Here is a 21,361-nt window from a genome sequence, read left to right as displayed (position 1 = left end):
CGAGCTGTGCCACCGAGTCCCCCCAGACGGTGCGGTGAAACCGGCGCCCCCTTCCCGGGCACCGGTTTCGCACTTCCGTTCGTACTGTCGTCCTCAGGTGTTGGGCCGGGCCGCGCTGATGTCGCCCAGGGCCGACCCGGGGTCCCGTTCCATCGCCAGGTCGGCAAGGGCGACGATGCCGACGGGGCGGCCGCCCTCGACGACCGGGAGACGGCGTACCGCGTGCTCGCGCATGAGCTCGACGGCGTGGTCCACGTCGTCCTCGGGGGTCAGGGTGACCAGGTCGCCGCTGCAGGCGTCGACGACGGTGGTCTGCTCGGGGTCGCCGCCCTCGGCGAGCGAGCGCACCACGAGGTCGCGGTCGGTGACCAGGCCGCGCAGCTCGTCCCCGTCCGTGACGATGACGGCTCCGAGGTCCTGGTCGCGCATGATCCGGGCCACCGCCGTCACGGACGTCTGCGGTTCCACGGTGACCGGCGCGCTGGTCATGATGTCGCTGACGTGCTGGGTCATGGCATGCCTCTCTGCTCGGGGTTGTGGGCCCCGGGTACCCCGGTCGGCGCGACGTCGTACCCCTCCAGGGAGATCTCGCTCCAGACCTGCTTGCCGCCGCTGACCGGCACGGTCCCCCACGTCGCCGACATGGCCTCGACGAGGAGGATGCCTCGGCCGCCGGTGGCCTCCCAGCCGATGCTGGTGGGCTTGACGGGGGTGCGCGCGGAGGAGTCGGTGACGGCGACGCGCATCCGGTGGTTGACGAGGGTGAGGTCGAGACGGACCCGGCCGTCGGTGTGGACCAGGGCGTTGGTGACGAGTTCGGAGACGACGAGCAGGACGGCGTCCATGGCGTCCGCCGGGATGCCCCAGGCACGCAGGGTGCGGCGGGTGAAGCGGCGGGCCTGCCCGACGGCCTGGGGGACGCGCCACACCGTCCAGGCCTCGCGCTGCGGGCGGGAGGCCATGCCGTCGTAGCGCAGCAGGAGCAGGGCGACGTCGTCGCTGCGGCGGGCGTTGCCGAGCAGGGCGTCGGCGACGAGGCCGAGGTGGCCGGGGTCGGAGACGGCCAGCCCGTGGGCGAAGCGGTTCATGCCCTCGTCGATGTCGGCTTCGTGGGACTCGACCAGACCGTCCGTGGTCAGGGCCAGGACGGTGCCCGACTGCAGCCTGAGCGGGCTCATCGGGAACTCGCCCTGCCTCACCACGCCGAGCGGCGGGCCGCCGTCCGCCTCGGGGATCTCGGTGCTGCCGTCCGGGTGACGCAGCACCGGCGGGAGGTGTCCGGCGCGCACGTACCAGGCGGAGCCCTCCTCCAGGTCGACGTCTACGTAGGCGCAGGTGGCGAAGAGGTCGGTCTCCAGGTCCATCAGGAGGCGGTTGGCGTGCGAGACGACCACGTCCGGGGGGTGGCCCTCGACGGCGTAGGCGCGCAGGGCGGTGCGCATCTGGCCCATGAGGGTGGCGGCGGCCGCGCTGTGGCCCTGGACGTCGCCGATGACGAGGGCGACGTGGTTGTCCGGCAGGGGGATCACGTCGTACCAGTCGCCGCCGAGCTCGAGGCCCGCCGTGCTCGGCAGGTAGCGGGCGACGGCCACCGCGCCGGGCAGTTCGGGCAGGCGGCGCGGCAGCAGCTGGCGCTGGAGCATGCCGACGAGTTCGTGCTCGGCGTCGAAGGCGTGGGCGCGCATCAGGGCCTGCCCGGCGAGGCCCGCGGAGGCGGTCAGCAGGGCGCGCTCGTCGGTACCGAAGTCGTGCGGGGTGTCCCAGCCGATGAGACAGGCGCCCGCCATCCGGCCCACTCCGGGCAGCGGCAGTACCGCCAGGCCGCCGGGGCCGACCTCGGCGAGGGCGGGCTCCAGGGCGGTGCCGGCGGGCCAGATCTGCGCGCGGCCCTCGCGCAGGGCGGCGGCGAGGGTGGGCATGGCGCGCACGGGCGCGTCGGGCCATTCGGAGCGCCATTCCAGGCGCCACAGCTCGGGCCAGTCTTCCGGTTCGGGCGGGTCGAGGACGGTGACGACGAGCCGGTCGCCCTCCAGTTCGGCGAGGGCGATCCGGTCGGCCCGCAGCGGTGCGCGCAGCGCGGCGACGACGGCGTGACTGACGTCGCGGACCGTGCCCGCGATGGCGAGGGCGGCGGCCAGGCGCTGGACGCGGGCCACGTCGGTGACGTCGGAGCGCAGCGTGGTGGCGTCGCCGACGGTACCCACGAGCCGTACCGGGCGGCCGTCGCCGCCGGGCAGGAGGCGACCGCGCAGCCTGAGCCATCTGGGCGGTCCGGTGGGCTGCAGGACGCGGAACTCCAGCTCGCGGTCGCCGATGGACATGTGGTCGGCCTCCACCACCGACATCAGCGAGGGAAGGTCCTCCGGCACGGTGAGGCCGAGCAGCGTCTCGACCTTGCCGTCGAACGCGTCGGCGCCGATGCCGAACAGTTCCAGGATCTCGTCGCCGACCTCGACGCGGCCGGTGTCCATGGCGAGGCTGAAGGCACCGGCGGCCAGGTCGCCGCCCTCGGTGCGCTCGGCGGGGGCCGGGCGGACGACGGCGCCGGCGATCAGTTCGAGGCACTTGCGGCCCTCGGTGCCGAAACCGGCCGTGTCCTCGCTGACGGCGAGCAGGCAGGCTCCGCCCCCGTCGCCGTGCGCGGGCAGGGCCGCCAGATGGAACTCCGGCGAGAGCGCGCGCCGGGACTCGGGGCAGGCGGCGAGTTCTCCGGGGCCGAGCACCACCGGTTGGCCGTCGCGCAGGGCGGTGGCCACCGGGGAGCGGCCGGAGCGGGCGTAGGTGTCGCGCAGCCCGTACAGCGTCCGGGGCACACCGGCGGATTCGATCAGGCACAACAGGTCGTCGTCCTCGGCCGGGATGTACACGGCGGCGAAGGTCGCTCCCGCGAAAACGAGCGTCAGTTCGAGGAGGTGGTGCAGCCGTTGCGGTGAGCCCGGTTCGTCCGTGAGCGAGGTCAGGGCAGCTTCGGCACGCAGCGTTCTCGCTCCGCGTCCCGCCGCGCCCTCACTGACCACGTCCGCCATTACAACGCTTATGGGGCACCTGCGCAGCCCCTGTGACCGTTCCGTGGAGCCACCGGGCGGTCCGCGCTCGAAACTCCCCGAACATGTCTTTACGCATGCGTTCCGCACGGTGACCTCGTGACAGACGTGACTGTCCGTGGCCGTGGGCTCACTGGAAGGCTCAGTGCCGGTTCCACGGAGGGGGACGCATGGACAAGCGCTACGAGGTGTACGCACTCGCCGACAGACACTTCTACGAGACGCCGGACCGGCTGTCCGCGGAGGGACAGGAGGCGGCGCCGCTGTACGAGACGGCGCGGCGCGCGGTTCCCGAGGGCTGGGACGCGACGCGGATCGGCGACTGGCTGGCGCTTACGCCGCTCGGCCCGGACGGCTCACCGGTGGCGGGTCCGGCCCAGGGCTGGAAGATCCACGCCTCGGCCGTCCGGGCGAACGCGGAGAAGATCGCCGCGATCGTGTGGGACTACTGCGTGCCGCGCCGCATCCCGTTCAAGTTCGTGCCCGGCCCGCATCTGCTGCACCTGCGCAACACCAAGTACGCGGGTCGCGACACCAGCGGCAAGTTCGTCACCGTCTATCCGGCCGACGAGGAGCAGCTGCACGACGTGCTGCGCGAGCTGGGCCGGCTCCTGGAGGGCTTCGAAGGGCCGTACATCCTCACCGACCTGCGCTGGTACGACGGCCCGCTGTACGTCCGCTACGGCGCCTTCGCGCGCACCTTCGTCGTCGACGACCGCGGCTCGCTCGTGCCGGCGGTGCGCGACGGCGAGGGTCGACTGGTGCCGGACCGGCGGGCACCCTCCTTCCAGGTGCCGGAGTGGGTCACGCTGCCTGCCTTCCTGGAGCCGCATCTGGCGGCGCGGAACACCACGACGGTGGGCGAGCTGCCGTACCGGATCGAGAAGGCGCTGCACTTCTCCAACGGCGGCGGGGTGTACGCGGGCACCGATCTCCGGGACGGCAGCAAGGTCGTTCTCAAGGAGGGGCGGCCGCACGCGGGACTGGCCTCCGACGGAGCCGACGCGATCACCCGCCTCGAACGGGAGAAGTACGCCCTGGAGCAGGTGTCCGGGACCGGTGTGGTGCCGGAGGTGCGGGACTGGTTCACGCTCGGCGACCACCGTTTCCTGGTCATGGACTTCCTGGAGGGGCGGCCGCTCAACTCCTTCTTCGCCGAGCGGCACCCCCTGCTGACCCCGGACCCGGATCCGGAGGCGGTCGCCGCCTACTCGGCGTGGGCGGTGCGCATCCACCAGGCGGTGGAGCGGGCGGTGGAAGCGGTGCACGCACGCGGGATCGTCTTCAACGACCTGCATGTCTTCAACATCATGGTCGGCCCGGACGAGGAGTCGGTGTCCCTGCTCGACTTCGAGGCCGCGGCCCCCGTCTCGGAACAGGGCCGGCAGGTGGTCGCCCATCCGGGCTTCTTCGCCCCGCCAGACCGTACGGGCATCGACGTGGACCGGTATGCGCTGGCCTGCCTGCGCCTGGCCCTCTTCCTGCCCGTCACGACGCTGTTCGTCGTGGACCGGGGCAAGGCGGCCCACCTGGCGGAGGTCATCGCCGGCCAGTTCCCGGACGTACCGAAGGAGTTCCTGCAGGAGGCGGTCACGGAGATCACGCGGGACGTGGCCGCGCGCCCGTCGCCGCCCCCGGTGTCCTTCGTGGAGCCCGGCGACTGGCCCTACAGCCGCGATTCCATGGTCAAGGCGCTCCTCGCCTCGGCCACCCCCGAGCGCGACGACCGGCTCTTCCCCGGCGACATCACCCAGTTCTCCGACGGCGGCGGCCTCGGACTCGCGCACGGCGCGGCCGGCGTGCTGTACGCGCTGGACGCGGTCGGCGCCGAAAGGTACGACGAGGGCGAACGCTGGCTCCTCGACCACACCGCGCCGCCCCCGATCGGCACCTCGCTCGGCCTGTACGACGGTCTCGCGGGCGTCGCCCACGTCCTGGACCGGCTCGGCCACCGGCAGCGCGCCCTCGACCTGATCGACGGGATCCTGAAGGAGCGCTGGCAGAACCTCTCCTCCGACCTGCACGGCGGACTGGCCGGACTCGGCCTGGTCCTGCGCGGCCTTGCCGACACCACCGGCGAGGAGGAGCTCGCCGAACGGGCCGCCGAGGCCGCTCGGATCCTCGTACGGCGACTCGCGGAGCCGCCTCCCACCACGCCTCGGCGCCGGGCCGGACTCCTGCGGGGCTGGACCGGGCCCGCGCTGTTCCTGCTGCGGCAGTACGAGCACACCGGCGAGCCGGAGCTGCTGACGGCGGCCGGCGGGGCGCTGCGCCGGGACCTGGAGAACTGTGTGACCCGCGAGGGCGGCTCGCTGGAGGTCGACGAGGGCTGGCGGACGCTGCCGTACCTCGGCGACGGCAGCGCGGGCATCGGGATGGTCCTCGACGACTACCTCGCCCACGTCGCCGACGACACCGGCGAGTGGGAGCGGGCCCGCGCCGGCGTACTGACCGCCGCCACCTCCCGCTTCTACGCGCAGCCCGGCCTCTTCCAGGGCCGTGCCGGGATGATCCTGCACCTCGCCCGCACCGGCACGCCCGGTGCCGGCGACGCACGGCTCGGCGAGCAGATCGCCGGGCTCGGCTGGTTCGCGATGTCCTACCAGGGCCAACTGGCCTTCCCGGGGCACCAGATGATGCGGCTGTCGATGGACCTGGGCACCGGAACGGCAGGGTGCCTGCTCGCGCTCGGCGCGGCCCTCGACGACCGGACGACCGCGCACCTGCCGTTCCTGCCGCCGCTCGGGCGGCCCACAGAACGCGGCTCCGCAACCTGACGGAGTCGTGACCCAACCCCGTCCCCACGGGTGGACGACCTAGAGGAAGGACACGAGATGGCACTTCTCGACCTGCAGACGATGGAGTCCGACGAGCACACCGGCGGCGGCAACAGCACCCTGAGCCTGCTGTCCTGTGTCAGCGCGGCCAGCATCACGCTCTGTCTCTGACGAGCACCGTGCAACCGCGGCCCCGGGCGGTGCGCTCCCTCGCGGGAGGGCCGCCCGGGACCCTGTGCACCAGCCCCGGATGTGAGGCCGCATGACCACCTGTGCCGACAAGGGCCTGACGGCACCGGCCGCCCGGCACAGCGTCACCCATTGCGTGGCCCTGTGCCTGGTGAGCACGGCCGCGACCGGCGCCGGCCTGCTGCTGCCGGCCGCACTCGGCCGGGCCCTGGACCAGCTGCTGGCCCAGACCCCGGCGACCCGCTGGGTGCTGTACTGCGCCGGCCTGGTCCTGCTGATCGCCCTGCTCGACGCCTGTCAGACCGTGCTCGGCGGCACGGTCGACGCCCGCACCACGGCCTGGCTGCGCCGGTACCTGACCCGGCACGTGCTGGACGTGGGCCCCCGGGCCGCCGCCCGTTTCGGGCCGGGCGACCTCGTGGCGCGCCTCGTCGGCAACGCCGCCCAGGCCGGTACCGCACCGGCCGCCCGTGCCGCGCTGGTCGCCGCGCTCGCCGGGCCGGTCGGCGGCGTCGTGGCGCTGGCCCTGATCGACCCGTGGCTCGCGGCGGTGTTCCTCGCCGGAGCGCCGGTGCTGGCCCTGCTCCTGCGGACCCTGTCCCGGGACACCTCGCGGTGCGTGACGCACTACCAGGAGGTGCAGGGGCGGATCGCATCCGCCCTGGCCGAGGCCGTCGGCGGCCATCGCACCATCGCGGCGGCCGGTACGGCGGACCGGGAGACCGCACGGATCCTGCGGCCGTTGCCCGACCTCTCTCGGGCAGGCCACCGCATGTGGCAGGTGCAGGGCCGTGCGGCCGGCCAGGCCGTCGCCGTCGCCCCGCTGCTCCAGCTCGCGGTGGTGGCCGTGGCCGGGGTACTGCTCACCCGGAACCGGCTGTCGGTGGGCGACATGCTCGCCGCCTGGCGGTACGCGGTTCTCGCGGCGGGTGTCGGCGTGCTGGTCGGACACCTCGCGGGGCTGGCCCGGGCCCGGGCTGCCGCCGGACGCCTCGGCGAGGTCCTCACCGAGCCCGCCCCCGCCTACGGCCCGCGCCGGCTGCCTCCCGGCCCGGGCCGGCTGGAGCTGCGCCAGGTGACCGCCCGGCGCGGCGGGCGGGCCGTGCTCGACGGCGTCGACCTCGTCGTACCCGGCGGGACGACACTCGCGGTGGTCGGCCGGTCGGGAGCGGGCAAGTCGCTGCTCGCCGCGGTCGCCGGGCGGCTCGCCGACCCGGCCGCCGGACAGGTCCTCCTCGACGGAGTGCCGCTGCGCGAACTGACCCACGACGAGCTGCGCCGCGCGGTCGGCCACGCCTTCGAACGCCCCGCGCTGCTGACCGGCACGGTCGAGGACGCGATCGGCCTCGGCCTGCCGTCCCCCTCCCCCGCCCGGATCCGCGAGGCCGCCCGGACGGCCCGCGCGGACGACTTCGTCCGCCGTCTCCCCCACGGCTACGACACGCTGTGCGCCGACGCCCCGCGCTCCGGCGGCGAGTCCCAACGCCTGGGCCTGGCACGGGCGTTCGCCCACGGCGGCCGGCTGCTGATCCTCGACGACGCCCTCTCCAGCCTCGACACGGTGACGGAGGCCCACATCACCGAGGCGCTGGTGAGCGGCGGTCCGGGCAGCACCCGGCTCCTGATCGCCCACCGCGCGGCCACGGCAGCGCGCGCGGACGCGGTGGCGTGGCTGGACGGGGGCCGGGTGCGGGCGGTGGGAGCGCACGAGGAGCTGTGGCGGGACGCGGAGTACCGGGCGGCGCTCGGGGAGCCCGGTATGTCTGGTGGGGCCGGTGGGCCCGAAGTGACCACCTGGGAGGAGGGGCGGTCGTGACCGAGGGGGCCGGTGGCGTGGACGGGGGGATCGGTCGGCTCGGGTTCCGGTTTCTGCGGGGCCGGTGGCGGGTACTGGTGCGGCTCGGCGGCTGGTCGGTGCTGGAGACCGGGCAGACCTTCCTCACCGGGTACGCGCCCGCCCGCGCCCTGGACGAGGGGTTCCTGGCCGGGCGCCCGGAGGCCGGGCTCGGCTGGCTCGGGGTGGCCGGTCTCGGGGTCGTCGTCGGCGCGTACGGCACCGCCCGCGTGTACGCCGCGGTGGCCGCGCTGGTGGAACCGCTCAGGGACCGGCTCGTCGCCCGGGTCGTCGCACGCGGGGTGCGGGAGGCGGACGGCGGGGCGCTGTCCGGGCTCACCCAGCAGGTGGAGATCGCCCGGGACACGTTCGCCGGACTGGTGATGGTGTCGCGCTCGTTCCTGTTCACCTCCGTCGGCGCCCTGGTCGGCCTGTTCTCGCTGGACCCGCTGCTGCTGCTCGTCGTCGGCCCCCCACTGCTCGCCGGGGTGGCCCTGTTCGCGGCGACGCTGCGCCCGCTGGCCCGCCGGCAGGAGGCGTTCCTCGTCGCCGACGAGGCCCTGGCCGACGACCTCGGCGCCGTCTGCCCGGGACTGCGGGACATCACCGCCGCCGGCGCGGAGGACCGGGTCGCCGCCGACACCGGGCGCCGGATCGACGCGGAGTTCCGGACCGCCCGCTCCCTCGCCCGCTGGGGCGTCCTGCGCGTGGCCTCCCTCGCCGTCGGCGGCCAGCTCCCGATCGTGCTGCTGCTCGCCGCCGCGCCCTGGCTCCTCGACCACGGCGTCACCACGGGCGCCCTGGTCGGCGCCCTCGCCTACGTCACCCAGTCCCTGCTCCCCGCCCTGCGCAACCTGGTCCACGGTTTGGGCACGAGCGGCTCACGACTGGTCGTGGTGCTGCGGCGGCTGGTGCGTGAGCCTGCCGGCTCCCCGGCCACCGCGCCTCTCGCGCGGCCCGGCCCGGAACCCCCCGCCGATGCCCCTGCCCTCTCCCTCACCTCCGTCACCTTCGCCTACGGCCCCATCGCCGCCCCCGTCATCGACCACCTCGATCTCACCCTCCCGGCCGGCACCCACCTCGCCGTCGTGGGCCCCAGCGGCATCGGGAAGTCCACGCTCACCGCGCTGGTCGCCGGGCCGCTTCAGCCGCGGAGCGGCACGATCAGGGTGTGCGGGATGCCGGTGGCCGAGGCCGCCGCCCGGCGCGTGGTCATCCCGCAGGAGGCGTACGTCTTCACGGGGACGCTCGCCGAGAACCTCGGGCATTTCCGGCCCGACCCGGTGCCCGAGCCGGAACTGCTCGCCGCGGCGGAGGCGGTCGGGCTCACTCCGCTGCTGGAAGCGCTGGGCGGGCCCGCCGCCCGGGTGGATCCGGCGGCGCTCTCCGCGGGCGAGCGGCAGCTGATCGCGCTGACGCGGGCCTATCTGTCCCACGCCCCGCTCGCCCTGCTCGACGAGGCGACCTGCCACCTGGACCCGGCGGCGGAGGAACGCGCCGAACGGGCCTTCGCGGCCCGGCCGGGCGGCACGCTGGTCGTCGTCGCCCACCGGATCAGCTCGGCGCGGCGGGCCGACCGGGTGCTGGTCATGGACGGCAGGCGAACGGCGTACGGGACGCACGAGGAGCTGGTGCGGGACTTCGCGCCGTACCGCGAACTCGTCGGCGGCTGGACGCCCGTACCGTCCGGGCGGTCAGAGCCAGCCCTCGCCCTGCGAGATGCGGATCGCGTCGACGCGGTTGCGGGCCCCGGTCTTGCGGGTGATGGCCGCCATGTAGTTGCGCACCGTCCCGTGGGACAGGTGCAGGCTCCCGGCGATCTCGGCGACGGAGGCCCCTTCGGCGGCCAGGGATAACACGCTGAGCTCTCTGCGGGTCAGCGGCATCTGCGCGGCCTTGAGGAAACCGAAGCCGAGGGAGTCGTCGACGAAACGTTCCCCCTCGGCGACGCGGCGGATCCCGCGCACCAGGTTCTGCGGCGATCCCTCCTTGTCGACGTAACCGAGCGCTCCCGCCTCGACGGCCCGTTTCAGCAGGCCGGGCCTGTTCGCGCCGGCAAGCACCAGCAGCCGGGGGTGCACCGGTTCCGGGCCGCGCGTGCGGAGCTCGCCGAGCGGCGGGATGCCGTAGGTGTCCGCGCACTCCAGGTCGGCCGCGCAGACGTCCGGCCGCACGGACCTCACGTGTCCGGGCGCGCCGCGCCAGGAGGTGTCGTACACCCTCAGGTCGGGTTCCCGGCGGAGCCACTCCGCCAGAACCGATCGGACCAGAAGCTCGTCGTGGACCAGAAGCACCCGGATCACTGCCACCCCTTCAGCTCGCCGTACGCCGGTTCCTTGTGTTGAGCGCCTGCCCCATTGTTCGCGCCCGTGACCGTTCGCGGGCGCGGAGAACCGGCCATCGGGGTGCGCGGGGGCGCACGCGCGGCGCCTGTCCGCCGCCGCGCGCTTCGACTGTGGGGGCATGGCCCGGGGCGCACGGGGTACGGGCCGCCCTCACCGTGACGCGGGCATGCGGGTGCCCGCACGCGGGCCGGCGCGATGCCGCTCGGGCGCTCGCCGTGCGCGGTGGGCCGCCAAGAGGGAGATTTGACCCCAGGGACCGTTCCCCGGTCGGGCGAGGAGGTGGTCGGCGTGTCCGACGGCCGGACATCCGCGAAGGCGCCGGTGACCGCCAGGACCCGCGTCGGCCGACCCCTGCTGTCGCTGGCACTGGCGTCGATGATGGACGAGGTGCACGCGCACGCCGGTGCGGTCTATCTGCTGGCGGACGACGCGTCGGTGCTGGAGATGGCGGTGATGGCCGGGTTGCCCCGGGCGTTCGCGGCGCCCTGGGAGCGGGTGGGGCTGAGCGCGCCCATCCCGGTGGCCGAGGCGGTGCGCGAACGGCGGCTGGTCTGGGTGGGCGGCGAGGAGGACATGGCGCGCCGCTATCCACGGATCGCGGTCGTGCTGCCCTACCCCTTCGCGGTGGCGGCGGTGCCCGTCGCCACCGAGTCCACCGAGTACGGCGCGGTCTTCCTGACCTGGCCCGGATCGCATCCGCCGGAGCTGTCCGACCGGGAGCGCGACCATCTCACCGCGGCCTGCGACCGGCTGGCACTGCGGCTGGAGCGGGCGGTCGAGGAGAGCGTCCCGCTGCACGCCGAACCCGACCTGCTTGCCGCGCCGACGGTGGGCGGCGTGGCCGGCACGCTCGGCACGGTGGAGGCGGCACGGATGGTGGCGCGGCTGCCGTACGGGCTGTGCTCACTGGATCTGCACGGGCGGATCGGCTTCGCCAACGCGGCGGCGGCCGAGCTGATGGGCGTGGCCGTGAGCGAGCTGCTCGGCTCCCAGCTGTGGGCGGCGGTTCCCTGGCTCAACGACCCGGCGTACGAGGACCGTTACCGGGCCGCGCTGCTCAGCCAGCACACCACGTCGTTCGTGGCGATGCGCCCGCCCGGCGACTGGCTCTCCTTCCGCCTGTATCCGAGCACGACCGGCCTGAGTGTGCGGATCAGCCGGGCGCGGGCGGTGGCGGAGATGAGCCGGGCCGGGCCGCAGCCCGGTGACGCCCCCTCCCGCCTCGTGACCATCTCCCAGGTGCTGAGTCTGGCCGGGGCGCTCACCGAGGCGGCGAGCGTGCAGGACGTGGTCCAGCTGGTGGCGGACGAGATCGCCCCTGCCGTGGGCAGTCAGGCCCTGGTGCTTCTCGGTTCTCGGACCGGCCGACTGCACGTCCTGGGGCACCGCGGATACCCGGACCCGCACGTCGTGGAGCGCTTCGACGGGCTGCCGCTGACCGAACAGACCCCGGGCACGCACGCCCTGACCAGCGGGGTGCCCGCGTTCTTCGACTCGCGGGAGCAGTTGGAGCGGCTGTATCCGGCGCCGCACCCGACGCCCGACGGGTTCGCGTCCTGGGCGTATCTGCCGCTGATCGCCTCCGGCCGCCCGGTGGGCACGTGTGTGCTCGCCTACGCCGAGCCGCACCCCTTCCCCGCGGACGAGCGGGCGGTGCTGACGAGCCTGGGCAGCCTGATCGCCCAGGCCCTGGAGCGGGCGGTGCTCTACGACGCGAAGCACCAGTTGGCGCACGGCCTGCAGGAAGCCCTGCTGCCGCACTCGCTGCCGCTGCTGCCCGGTATCGAGGCGGCCGCGCGCTATCTGCCGGCCACCCAGGGCATGGAGATCGGCGGCGACTTCTACGACCTGGTGCCGATGCGCGGTCCGGCGGCGGCGGTCATCGGGGACGTGCAGGGCCACAACGTGACCGCGGCCGGGCTGATGGGGCAGATCCGTACCGCCGTCCGCGCGTACACGACCGTCGGGCAGCCGCCCGCGGAGGTCATGCGCAGCACCAACCGGCTGCTGATCGACCTCGGTTCGGACCTCTTCGCGAGCTGTCTGTATCTGCGGCTCGATCCGGACCGGGAGCGGGCCGTGATGGCCCGGGCGGGGCATCCGCCGCCGCTGCTGCGCCGGCCCGACGGGCGGGTGCGGGTGCTGGACCTGGCCGGCGGCCCGCTGCTGGGCATCGCCGACTCGGCCACGTATCCGACGACGGAGGTGGACCTCGCGCCCGGGTCCGTGCTCGTCCTGTACACCGACGGGTTGATCGAGTCGCCCGGCGTCGACATCGAGGACGCGCTCGCCGCGCTCGGGCGGCGGCTGGCCGAGGCCGGGGACCTGCCCCTGGACGAGCTGGCCGACGAACTCGTCCGGCACAGCGTGGCCACGCGGGAGCGGATCGACGACGTGGCCCTGCTGCTGCTGCGGGCGCGGGTTACGGGCTGACCCGGGGCCGGAACCGCAGAACGGACCGGCCCGGCCCTCCCGCCGGGGGGCCGAACCGGTCCGTGTCGTTCCGCGTCGAGAGCGGCTCAGTGGGGGCGAACCGCTCTCGACGCGGAGATCAGTGGGTCTCGGTCAGTCCGTCCTCGGCGCCCGCGCCGGCCTCCTCACCGGCGCCGGCCTCCTCACCGCCGACCTCTTGGCCCGCTCCGGCCTCTTCGCCGCCGACTTCCTCACCGGCGCCGGCTTCCTCGCCGCCGACTTCACCCGCTCCGGCCTCTTCACCCGCGCCGGCCTCTTCACCCGCGCCGGCTTCCTCACCCGCGCCGGCCTCTTCACCCGCGCCGGCTTCCTCACCAGCGCCGGCCTCTTCACCCGCGCCGGCTTCGCCGCCGCCCGCCGCGTCGCCCGCGCCGAGGGTCGCGCCGACCGCCGCCAGTGCGGTGGTGACCGGCTGGAAGAAGGTCTCACCGCCGACCGTGCAGTCGCCGCTGCCGCCCGAGGTCAGGCCGATCGCGAGACCGTCCTCGGTGAACAGGGAGCCGCCGCTGTCGCCGGGTTCGGCGCAGACGTTCGTCTGGATGAGCCCGGTGACGGTGCCCTCCGGGTAGTTCACCGTGGCGTCGAGTCCGAGGACCTCGCCGTCGCTCAGCCCCGTGGTGCTGCCCATCCGGGTCACCGCGAGGCCGACCGTGGCGTCCGCGGCCTGCGAGATCGCGACGGTCTGGCCGCCGCCGACGTTGACGTCGCTGGGCGCCACGGTCGCCGGGTCGTCGTACTTGACGAGCGCGAAGTCGCCGTCGCCCGGGAAGGTGGCCTGGTCGACGGTGGCGATCGGCTCGCCGTCCTGCGCGTCGGACCACGCGGCCTCCGCGACCCCGCAGTGACCGGCGGTCAGGAAGGCGGGGCTGCCGTCGCCCGCGGTGACGTTGAAGCCCGCCGAGCAGCGTGCGCCGCCGCCGAAGATGGCGTCGCCGCCGGAGAGGAAGGTCTTGAAGGTGCCGGCCGACTTCTTGATGGTGGCCATGCCGGAGCCGAGGCTCTCGACGGTCGACTCCAGGGTGTCCCACTTGGCGCCGGTGACCGTGCTGTCGGCGGTGACCAGGATCTTGTTGGTCCTGGGGTCCACCGCCCACGCGGTGCCCGGGATGGTCGCCTCGGACTTGAGGGTCTGGGCACCGGCCTCGAGTTCGCGGATGCTGTTGTCGACCTCGCGGACCTTCGCGCCCGCCTTCTCCGCCTGCACGATCACGTTGTTGTTGTCGCCGGAGATGACGTTGACGACCAGCTGCTGGCTGTCGCTGTCGTAGTAGGAACCGGCGAACGCGTCACCGAGCAGTCCGGCGAGTTGCGAGGCGAGATCCGAAGCGTCCCCCGCCTTCAGGGTCCGGGGCGCGGCGGCGGTGTTGTCCGAAGAGCCGTCCTGGGAGGCGTTGGCGTTGGGCAGCAGGATCGCGGCTGCTCCGAGCGCGACCACACTGCCCGCCGCTATCGCGACCTTGCGCTTCGGAATTCGCTTGTGACTCAAACTTCTCGACCTCCTGAGGGACCGGAGTCTGTTGCCGGTGTCTGGCAGTTGTTGGGGCGCCTGGATGGCAGTGGGTACGCACGGTGTGCACGGGGCGTTCAATTCCGTTTCCGTGCGCGGCGCGTGAAACACCGAATCGGCCACGGCCCTCACCCGTCCGCCCGGTGCGGGGAACAATCGCCCATATGACGATGACCACCGCCGAAGCCGACACGATCCTCGCCGACAACTTCGCCCCGTGGGTTCTCGAACTGGGCCTGCGGGTCGAGGCCTTGGGGGACGACCGGGCGACCCTGCGTCTTCCCTGGTCGGACCGCCTGTCCCGGGAGGGCGGCGGGCTGTCCGGGCAGGCTCTGATGGCCGCCGCCGACACGGCGACCGTGATCGCTCTGTCGGCCGCCCGGGGCTCCTACGGACCGATGACGACGGTGCAGCAGTCCACGTCCTTCCAGCGTGCGGTGACCGGTTCGGATGTCCTGATCGAAGCGGTCGTGACCAAGCTGGGCCGTAGGACGGCGTTCGCCGACATCACGATGACGGACGAGGGGTCCGGGCAGATCACGGCACGGGCGAGCACGGTCTACGCACTACTGGGCTGACACGTTCAGCAACCGGACGCCAACGGTCCGTTGTGAACACCGGGCCGAATCCTTGCTCCAGGGAATCTGCACAGCGAATACCCAATGAGGTCACCGCACGCGAAGGATCTGCACAAGTCGGAGTACCCCTCGCGTCATTGGCACGGAGTGTCGGATTCGCGACGGCGAGCGCAAGGGTCCGTACCGGCACACCACCGCGCCACGTGTGAAGAAGTCGCCACCAAGCAGTGCGCAGCCCTGCACCGACGGGTACTCCTAAGGCACAAATGCCCTGGTGAGACAGGTGGTTGATTGGAAGCCCGGACCCGCCGCGTGCTTTGATCCATCGCACCGCAGGGGCCGCTACGGGCTTTCCGGAAACGGGCACCCGGCGCCTGCGGTCGCGGCCGTCCGTCTGTCCCCCAGAGGGGGCCGCTCCCCCCTTGTGAATACCCATATGAAGGGAAGTTCCATCATGAACTCCACCCCCCAGGTTGAGACCGTCGAGATCTCCGACGCCGAGCTCGACAACGTCTCCGGCGGTCTGTCCGTGAACGCTCTGGGCACCGTCACCGGCCTGGTGGACGGCATTGCCCCGGTTTCCGGCCTGGTCAACACGGCCGTCGGCACCGTCGAGGGTGTCACCGGCCTGAACACCGCCCCGGTCACCAGCCTGGTCGCCGGCGTCTGATCGCGCCTTTGTGACCCTTGAGTCCCGGAGCCGTATGCCGGCTCCGGGATTCTCGGGTGCCGTAAAAGATCTCTCCCACAGGTGAGGGAAGTTCCGTGCAGTTCCGCCAACAGGCCCTCGCCAAGCTCCAGTCGCCGGAGGAGCTCGACCTCCCGGTGCGTTTCGCCCGCCCCCAGGGCTGGCTCGTCCTGTCCGTGACCGTGGTCGTGATGGCCGCCGCGTCCGTGTGGGCGGTGACCGGCTCGGTGGCCTCCACGGTCGGTGCGCCCGCGATCCTCACCCACGGCGAGGGCAGTTACATCCTGCAGAGCCCGGTTGCGGGCCAGGTCACCGCGGTCGTCGCCGAAGAGGGCACGCGGCTGCCCGCCGACTCCCCCGTGCTGAAGGTTCGTACGGCCGAGGGCGACACCGTCGTCCGTACCGTCGCCGCGGGCCGGATCACCGCGCTCGCCGCCACCATCGGCCAGATCATCCAGACCGGCGCGAACGTCGCCGCCGTCGAGAAGGTCGCCCGCGCCACGGACCCGCTGTACGCGACGGTGTACGTCCCCGCCGAGAACGCCGCCTCCATCCCCGCGAACGCCGCCGTCGACCTGACCGTGCAGTCGGTGCCCACCCAGGAGTACGGCGTGCTGCGCGGCCATGTGAAGTCGGTGGACCGCTCCGCCCAGTCGGCCCAGCAGATCTCCGCGTTCCTCGGGGACGGCCAGCTCGGCGAGCAGTTCACCAAGGACGGCCGGCCGGTGGCCGTACTGGTCAGGCTGGACAAGTCGGCCGGCACGAAGAGCGGCTACACGTGGTCGTCCGCGGACGGGCCGCCGTTCTCCCTCACCTCCATGACGATGGCCGACGCTTCCATCCGGCTGGCGGACCAGCGTCCCGTCGATTGGCTGCTGCCGTGAGTGCCGCCCAGGACACCCGAAGCAGACGCCGGGCCGCCCCGCCCAAGCGACCGGTCCCCACGGGCAGGGTCAAGACGGTCCGTACACCCACCGTGCTCCAGATGGAGGCCGTCGAGTGCGGCGCCGCCTCCCTGGCGATGGTGCTCGGCCACTACGGCAGGCACGTGCCGCTGGAGGAGCTGCGCATCGCCTGCGGTGTCTCCCGGGACGGCTCACGCGCCAGCAACCTGCTGAAGGCGGCCCGCAGTTACGGCCTGACCGCCAAGGGCATGCAGATGGACACCGCCGCCCTCGCCGAGGTGCGGACACCGGCCGTGCTGTTCTGGGAGTTCAACCACTACGTCGTCTACGACGGCATGGGGCGCCGCTTCGGCCGCCGCGGGGTGTACATCAACGACCCCGGCAAGGGCCGCCGTTTCGTACCGATGGAGGACTTCGACGGCAGCTTCACCGGCGTCGTCCTGGTCATGGAGCCCGGCGAGGGCTTCACCAAGGGCGGACGCAAGCCGGGTGTCCTGGGCGCGATGCCGGCCCGGCTGCGCGGCACCGCGGGCACCATGCCGGCGGCGGTGCTGGCGAGCCTGCTGCTGGTGGTGGTCGGCGCGACGGTGCCCGCGCTGAGCCGCCAGTACATCGACATGTTCCTGATCGGCGGTCAGACCTCCCTGCTCGGCGTGCTGTTCGCGTCGATGGGCGCGTCCGTGCTGCTCACCCTCGTGCTGACCTGGCTGCAGCAGGCGAACCTGCTGCGCGGCCGCATCATCTCCTCCACCCTCTCCAGCGCCCGCTTCCTGCGCCATCTGCTGCGGCTGCCGGTCACCTTCTTCTCCCAGCGCAGCCCGGCCGACCTGGTGCAGCGCCTCCAGTCCAACGACCAGGTGGCCGAGACGCTGTCCCGCGACCTCGCGGCGGCGGGCGTGGACGCCGTGGTCGTCGTCCTGTACGCGGTGCTGCTGTACACCTACGACCCGCAGCTCACCTACGTCGGCATCGGCGTGGCGCTGCTGAACGTGGTGGCCATGCGGGTGGTGATCCGGCTGCGTGCCACCCGTACGGCGAAGCTGCGCGCCGACAGCGCCCGGCTCACCAACACGGCGTACACCGGCCTGCAGTTGATCGAGACGATGAAGGCGACCGGCGGTGAGGACGGCTACTTCCGCAAGTGGGCCGGACAGCACGCCACCACGCTGGAGGAGCAGCAGCGGCTCGGTGTGCCGAGCGCCTGGCTGGGCGTGGTCGCGCCGACGCTGGCGTCGCTGAACAGCGCGCTGATCCTGTGGATCGGCGGCATGCGGGCGATCGAGGGCGGGATCTCGGTCGGCCTGCTGGTCGCCTTCCAGGCACTGGTCACCCGCTTCACCGCTCCGATCACCCGTCTGAACGGTGTCGCGAGCCGCATCCAGGACTTCGCGGCCGACGTGGCCCGCCTGAAGGACGTCGAGAACTTCCAGGCCGACCCGCTCTACGGCCGCCCGGGCGCCGGCGAGTCGACGCGCCGACTGCAGGGTCACGTCGAGCTGCAGAACATCTCCTTCGGCTACAACCCGCTCGACAAGCCCCTGCTCTCCGGCTTCGACCTGACCGTCGGCCCGGGCCAGCAGGTCGCCCTGGTCGGCGGCTCGGGCAGCGGCAAGTCCACGGTGTCGCGGCTGATCTCCGGCCTGTACGCGCCGTGGGAGGGCGTGATCCGTATCGACGGGCAGCGCATCGACGACATTGCGCGCGGGGCCCTCGCGGCCTCCGTCTCCTTCGTCGACCAGGACGTGTTCCTCTTCGAGGGCTCGGTCCGCGACAACGTGGCGCTGTGGGATCCCTCGATCCCCGACGACGCGGTGGTGGACGCGCTGCGCGACTCCGCCCTCTACGACGTGGTGATGCGCCGCCCGGGCGGCATCCACAGCAAGGTCGAGCAGGACGGCCGCAACTTCTCCGGCGGGCAGCGCCAACGTCTGGAGATCGCCCGGGCCCTGGTGCGCAGGCCCAGCATCCTGGTGCTCGACGAGGTGACCAGCGCGCTGGACGCGGAGACCGAGCTGACGGTGATGGACAACCTGCGCAAGCGCGGCTGTGCCTGCGTGGTGATCGCACACCGGCTCAGCACCGTGCGCGACAGCGACGAGATCGTCGTACTCCAGCACGGCACGATCGTGGAGCGCGGGCGGCACGAGGAGCTGGTGGCGCGTGGTGGCGCGTACGCCGAGCTGGTCAGGGAGCGGTGAGATGACGACCGCACACGAGCCGGACCTCGTTCTGGGCGCGCTCGGCTCCATGGGCACGCCGATCGACTGCACCGGCCTGAGCCGCATCGACCTGGAAGGGCCGCAGGTGCTGTGGCTGGTCGCGGCGGGTGCCGTGGACCTGTTCGCGGTCGACGCCGAGGCGCAGGGCCACTGGCACCACCTCGGCAGGCTGGAGGCGGGCTCGCTGCTGCTCGGCCCGGTCGCGGGGCCCCAGCACACCCTGGTGGCCCGCCCGCTCAGGGACTGCGTGGTGCACCGGATCAACCTCCGCGAGCTGTATCAGCCGGCGGACACCCAGACGTGGTCCTACGACGCGTACGGCAATCCCCAGTACGTGCCGCCGACGTCGAGCCCGCTGGAGTACGCCCTCGCGCTGGGCGTCGGCCGCAGTCTGTCCATCCTCTTCCAGGCGCCGATGGCCACGGACCGGGCCGCCGCGCCCACCGACGACGACGTCTTCTGGATGCAGGTGCCGCCTGGCAGTGTGCAGTACGGCTCGCTGTACGGCGCGGAGGCGGCGGCCGACCTGCTGATGGACCCGGCCGTGTGGCAGAGCATGGTCGACCAGGAGTACCGGCTGCTGACCACGCTGGACCGGTGGATCGAACAGCTGGAGCACACGCACGAGACGCGGACGGCCGCCGGCATCAAGGCAGGTGAGGCGGTCCGCGCCCAGGCCGACCGGACGCTGCTGGCATCCATCGGCAAGTCGTCGAAGCGTGCGACAGCCGCCGACGCGGACGCCAGTTGGGCGGCGTGCAAGCTGGTCGCCCAGGCCGCCGGGATCCCGCTCGCCGAGCCCGCGCAGTCGGGCACCGAGAGCGACCGTCTCGACCCGGTCGAGCAGATCGCCCTCGCCTCTCGGGTGCGCATCCGGTCCGTACGCCTCGACGGCCGCTGGTGGCGGGACAACGTCGGCCCGCTGGTGGGCCACCGGGCCCTGTCCGGCGCGCCCGTCGCGCTGCTGTGGCGGCGCGGCGGCTATGTGTCCGTGCACCCGGCGACCGGTCGGGAGACGCCGATCGAGAAGGCCAACGCGGAGGAGTTCGAGCCGCGTGCGGTGATGTTCTACCGCCCGCTGCCCGACCGGCCGCTCACCCCGTTCGGGCTGCTCCGCTTCAGCATGCGCGGCACCGGCGGTGACCTGACGAACCTGCTGACCAGCGGCCTGGTGACGGTCGCCATCGGGGCGCTGGTGCCGATCGCGACCGGCAAGGTGCTCGGCGAGTTCGTGCCGAAGGCGCAGACCGACCTGATCGTGCAGTTCTGTCTGGCCGTGATGATCAGCAGCGTGGTGGCGGCGGCCTTCATGCTGATGCAGAACCTGACCATGCTCCGCCTGGAGGGCCGTATCGAGTCGACTCTCCAGCCGGCGGTCTGGGACCGGCTGCTGAGACTGCCGACCAAGTTCTTCACCGAACGCTCCACCGGCGAGCTGGCGAGCGCGGCGATGGGCATCAGCGCGATCCGCCGGATGATGGCGGGCATCGGCCCGGTGATCGCCCAGTCGGTGACCGTGGGCGCGATGAACCTGGGCCTGCTGTTCTGGTACAGCCCCTCCATGGCGATGGCGGCGATCGGCATGCTCGTCGTCATCGCCGCCGTGTTCCTGGGCCTCGGACTGTGGCAGGTGCGCTGGCAGCGGCGCCTGGTGGTGCTCGGCAACAAGCTGAACAACCAGGCGTTCCAGACCCTGCGCGGCCTGCCGAAGCTGAGGGTCGCGGCGGCCGAGAACTACGCCTACGCGGCCTGGGCCTCGGAGTTCGCGCGCAGCCGCGAGCTGCAGCAGAAGGTCGGCCGCATCAAGAACCTCACCACGGTGATGGGCGCGGTCTACCTGCCCCTGTGCACCCTGGTGATGTTCATGCTGCTGGCAGGTCCGGCGCGGGGATCGATGTCGGCGGCGGCCTTCCTCACCTTCAACACCTCGGTGACGATGCTGCTGACGGCCGTCACCCAGCTGACCGGCTCCTTCGTCTCGGTGGTGGCCGCGCTGCCGCTGTTCGAGGAGATCAAGCCGGTGCTGGATGCCGCGCCGGAGGTCCGTACGGCCAGCACCCGCCCCGGTCCGCTGTCGGGCGGCATCGAGGCCCGCCGGCTCTCCTTCCGGTACTCGGACGACGGTCCGCTGGTCCTCGACGACGTGTCGTTCGACGTACGGCCGGGCGAGTTCGTGGCGATCGTCGGCCCGAGCGGTTGCGGCAAGTCGACCCTGCTCAGGCTGCTGATCGGCTTCGACCGGCCGGTCTCGGGCAGTGTGCTGTACGACGGTCAGGACCTGGCCGCCCTCGACCAGTCCGCCGTCCGCCGGCAGTGCGGGGTGGTCCTCCAGCACGCGCAGCCCTTCACCGGTTCCATCCTGGACGTCATCTGCGGCACCGAGCCCTACACGCCCGAGGAGGCGCTGGCGGCGGCCGCGATGGCGGGGCTCGCCGAGGACATCGAGCGGATGCCGATGGGGCTGCACACGATCGTCTCGGGCAGCGGCGCCGTCTCCGGCGGCCAGCGCCAACGCCTCATGATCGCCCAGGCGTTGATCCGCCGCCCGCGCATCCTCTTCTTCGACGAGGCGACCAGCGCCCTCGACAACGAGACACAGCGCACGGTCATCGAGAGCACCAAGGCCCTCAACGCCACCCGGATCGTCATCGCGCACCGCCTGTCGACCGTGCTGGACGCGGACCGCGTGATCGTCATGGAGGACGGCAAGGTCGCCCAGCAGGGCCCGCCCGCGCAGCTCCTCGCGGACACGGGCGGCCGGCTGCACGAGCTGGTGCGGCGGCAGATGACGTGAGCGGCTGAG

At 72.9% G+C, this 21,361-nt stretch carries 13 protein-coding genes and 1 pseudogene; 10 read left to right on the top strand and 4 right to left on the bottom strand.

The features are described from left to right. Positions 1-93 precede the first annotated feature (93 nt). Both KUM49_RS17965 and KUM49_RS17960 read right to left on the bottom strand, forming a co-directional pair. On the bottom strand, positions 94-513 hold the full coding sequence (locus tag KUM49_RS17965) for a CBS domain-containing protein (protein WP_217237860.1): 420 nt from the start codon (positions 511-513) through the stop codon (positions 94-96). Beyond that, positions 510-3,026, bottom strand: a complete 2,517-nt coding sequence (locus KUM49_RS17960; protein ID WP_217237859.1) for a SpoIIE family protein phosphatase — start codon at positions 3,024-3,026, stop codon at positions 510-512. The genes KUM49_RS17965 and KUM49_RS17960 overlap by 4 nt, the downstream gene beginning before the upstream one ends. A 188-nt stretch (positions 3,027-3,214) precedes the next feature. Here KUM49_RS17960 and lanKC point away from each other — a divergent pair, with 188 nt between their 5' ends. The 4 genes from lanKC to KUM49_RS50215 all read left to right on the top strand — a co-directional run bounded on the left by lanKC (position 3,215) and on the right by KUM49_RS50215 (position 9,700). Beyond that, a complete protein-coding gene (lanKC, locus tag KUM49_RS17955; RefSeq protein ID WP_217237858.1) occupies positions 3,215-5,821 on the top strand; it encodes a class III lanthionine synthetase LanKC in 2,607 nt (868 codons plus the stop codon). Positions 5,822-5,878: 57 nt separating this feature from the next. Continuing rightward, complete coding sequence (locus KUM49_RS17950; RefSeq protein ID WP_030045333.1) at positions 5,879-5,992, top strand: SapB/AmfS family lanthipeptide; 114 nt, start codon at positions 5,879-5,881, stop codon at positions 5,990-5,992. A 91-nt stretch (positions 5,993-6,083) separates the two neighbouring features. Then, positions 6,084-7,826: an ABC transporter ATP-binding protein gene (locus KUM49_RS17945; RefSeq protein ID WP_217237857.1), complete on the top strand. Its 1,743-nt coding sequence runs from the start codon at positions 6,084-6,086 to the stop codon at positions 7,824-7,826. Continuing rightward, on the top strand, positions 7,823-9,700 hold the full coding sequence (locus KUM49_RS50215; protein WP_374200168.1) for an ATP-binding cassette domain-containing protein: 1,878 nt from the start codon (positions 7,823-7,825) through the stop codon (positions 9,698-9,700). Before KUM49_RS17945 ends, KUM49_RS50215 begins: the two co-directional genes overlap by 4 nt. Here the strand turns inward: KUM49_RS50215 and KUM49_RS17935 are convergent. Beyond that, a pseudogene (locus KUM49_RS17935) lies at positions 9,623-10,309 on the bottom strand (LuxR C-terminal-related transcriptional regulator); the annotation flags it as partial. The gene KUM49_RS50215 and the pseudogene KUM49_RS17935 overlap by 78 nt on opposite strands. 159 nt (positions 10,310-10,468) lie before the next feature. Between KUM49_RS17935 and KUM49_RS17930 the strand changes: the two are divergent. Further along, positions 10,469-12,622, top strand: a complete 2,154-nt coding sequence (locus tag KUM49_RS17930) for a SpoIIE family protein phosphatase (protein ID WP_217238238.1) — start codon at positions 10,469-10,471, stop codon at positions 12,620-12,622. A 118-nt stretch (positions 12,623-12,740) separates the two neighbouring features. Here KUM49_RS17930 and KUM49_RS17925 read toward each other — a convergent pair whose 3' ends face one another. Next, a complete protein-coding gene (locus tag KUM49_RS17925) occupies positions 12,741-14,147 on the bottom strand; it encodes a S1 family peptidase (protein WP_217237855.1) in 1,407 nt (468 codons plus the stop codon). A gap of 185 nt (positions 14,148-14,332) precedes the next feature. Between KUM49_RS17925 and KUM49_RS17920 the strand changes: the two genes are divergently transcribed. The 5 genes from KUM49_RS17920 to KUM49_RS17900 all read left to right on the top strand — a co-directional run bounded on the left by KUM49_RS17920 (position 14,333) and on the right by KUM49_RS17900 (position 21,352). Continuing rightward, a complete protein-coding gene (locus KUM49_RS17920) occupies positions 14,333-14,746 on the top strand; it encodes a PaaI family thioesterase (protein ID WP_217237854.1) in 414 nt (137 codons plus the stop codon). A 454-nt stretch (positions 14,747-15,200) separates the two neighbouring features. Beyond that, a complete protein-coding gene (locus KUM49_RS17915; protein ID WP_217237853.1) occupies positions 15,201-15,416 on the top strand; it encodes a type A2 lantipeptide in 216 nt (71 codons plus the stop codon). A 95-nt stretch (positions 15,417-15,511) separates the two neighbouring features. After that, positions 15,512-16,318, top strand: a complete 807-nt coding sequence (locus KUM49_RS17910) for an HlyD family efflux transporter periplasmic adaptor subunit (RefSeq protein ID WP_217237852.1) — start codon at positions 15,512-15,514, stop codon at positions 16,316-16,318. Beyond that, a complete protein-coding gene (locus KUM49_RS17905; RefSeq protein ID WP_217237851.1) occupies positions 16,315-18,537 on the top strand; it encodes an NHLP family bacteriocin export ABC transporter peptidase/permease/ATPase subunit in 2,223 nt (740 codons plus the stop codon). The genes KUM49_RS17910 and KUM49_RS17905 overlap by 4 nt, the downstream gene beginning before the upstream one ends. 1 nt (position 18,538) lies before the next feature. Next, on the top strand, positions 18,539-21,352 hold the full coding sequence (locus KUM49_RS17900) for an NHLP bacteriocin export ABC transporter permease/ATPase subunit (protein WP_217237850.1): 2,814 nt from the start codon (positions 18,539-18,541) through the stop codon (positions 21,350-21,352). Positions 21,353-21,361: the final 9 nt, after the last annotated feature.

Source organism: Streptomyces sp. AC555_RSS877 (assembly GCF_019049245.1).
Lineage (GTDB): Bacteria > Actinomycetota > Actinomycetes > Streptomycetales > Streptomycetaceae > Streptomyces.
The sequence above is the reverse complement of the archived record's forward strand: the minus strand, read 5'-3'. Positions and strand labels throughout refer to the sequence as shown.

Bases quoted from the DNA above. Each gene is read 5' to 3' on its own strand.
- KUM49_RS17965 (WP_217237860.1), bottom strand. From the start codon at position 513: ATGACCCAGCACGTCAGCGACATCATGACCAGCGCGCCGGTCACCGTG.
- KUM49_RS17960 (WP_217237859.1), bottom strand. From the start codon at position 3,026: ATGGCGGACGTGGTCAGTGAGGGCGCGGCGGGACGCGGAGCGAGAACG.
- lanKC (WP_217237858.1), top strand. From the start codon at position 3,215: ATGGACAAGCGCTACGAGGTGTACGCACTCGCCGACAGACACTTCTAC.
- KUM49_RS17950 (WP_030045333.1), top strand. From the start codon at position 5,879: ATGGCACTTCTCGACCTGCAGACGATGGAGTCCGACGAGCACACCGGC.
- KUM49_RS17945 (WP_217237857.1), top strand. From the start codon at position 6,084: ATGACCACCTGTGCCGACAAGGGCCTGACGGCACCGGCCGCCCGGCAC.
- KUM49_RS17920 (WP_217237854.1), top strand. From the start codon at position 14,333: ATGACGATGACCACCGCCGAAGCCGACACGATCCTCGCCGACAACTTC.
- KUM49_RS17915 (WP_217237853.1), top strand. From the start codon at position 15,201: ATGAACTCCACCCCCCAGGTTGAGACCGTCGAGATCTCCGACGCCGAG.
- KUM49_RS17900 (WP_217237850.1), top strand. From the start codon at position 18,539: ATGACGACCGCACACGAGCCGGACCTCGTTCTGGGCGCGCTCGGCTCC.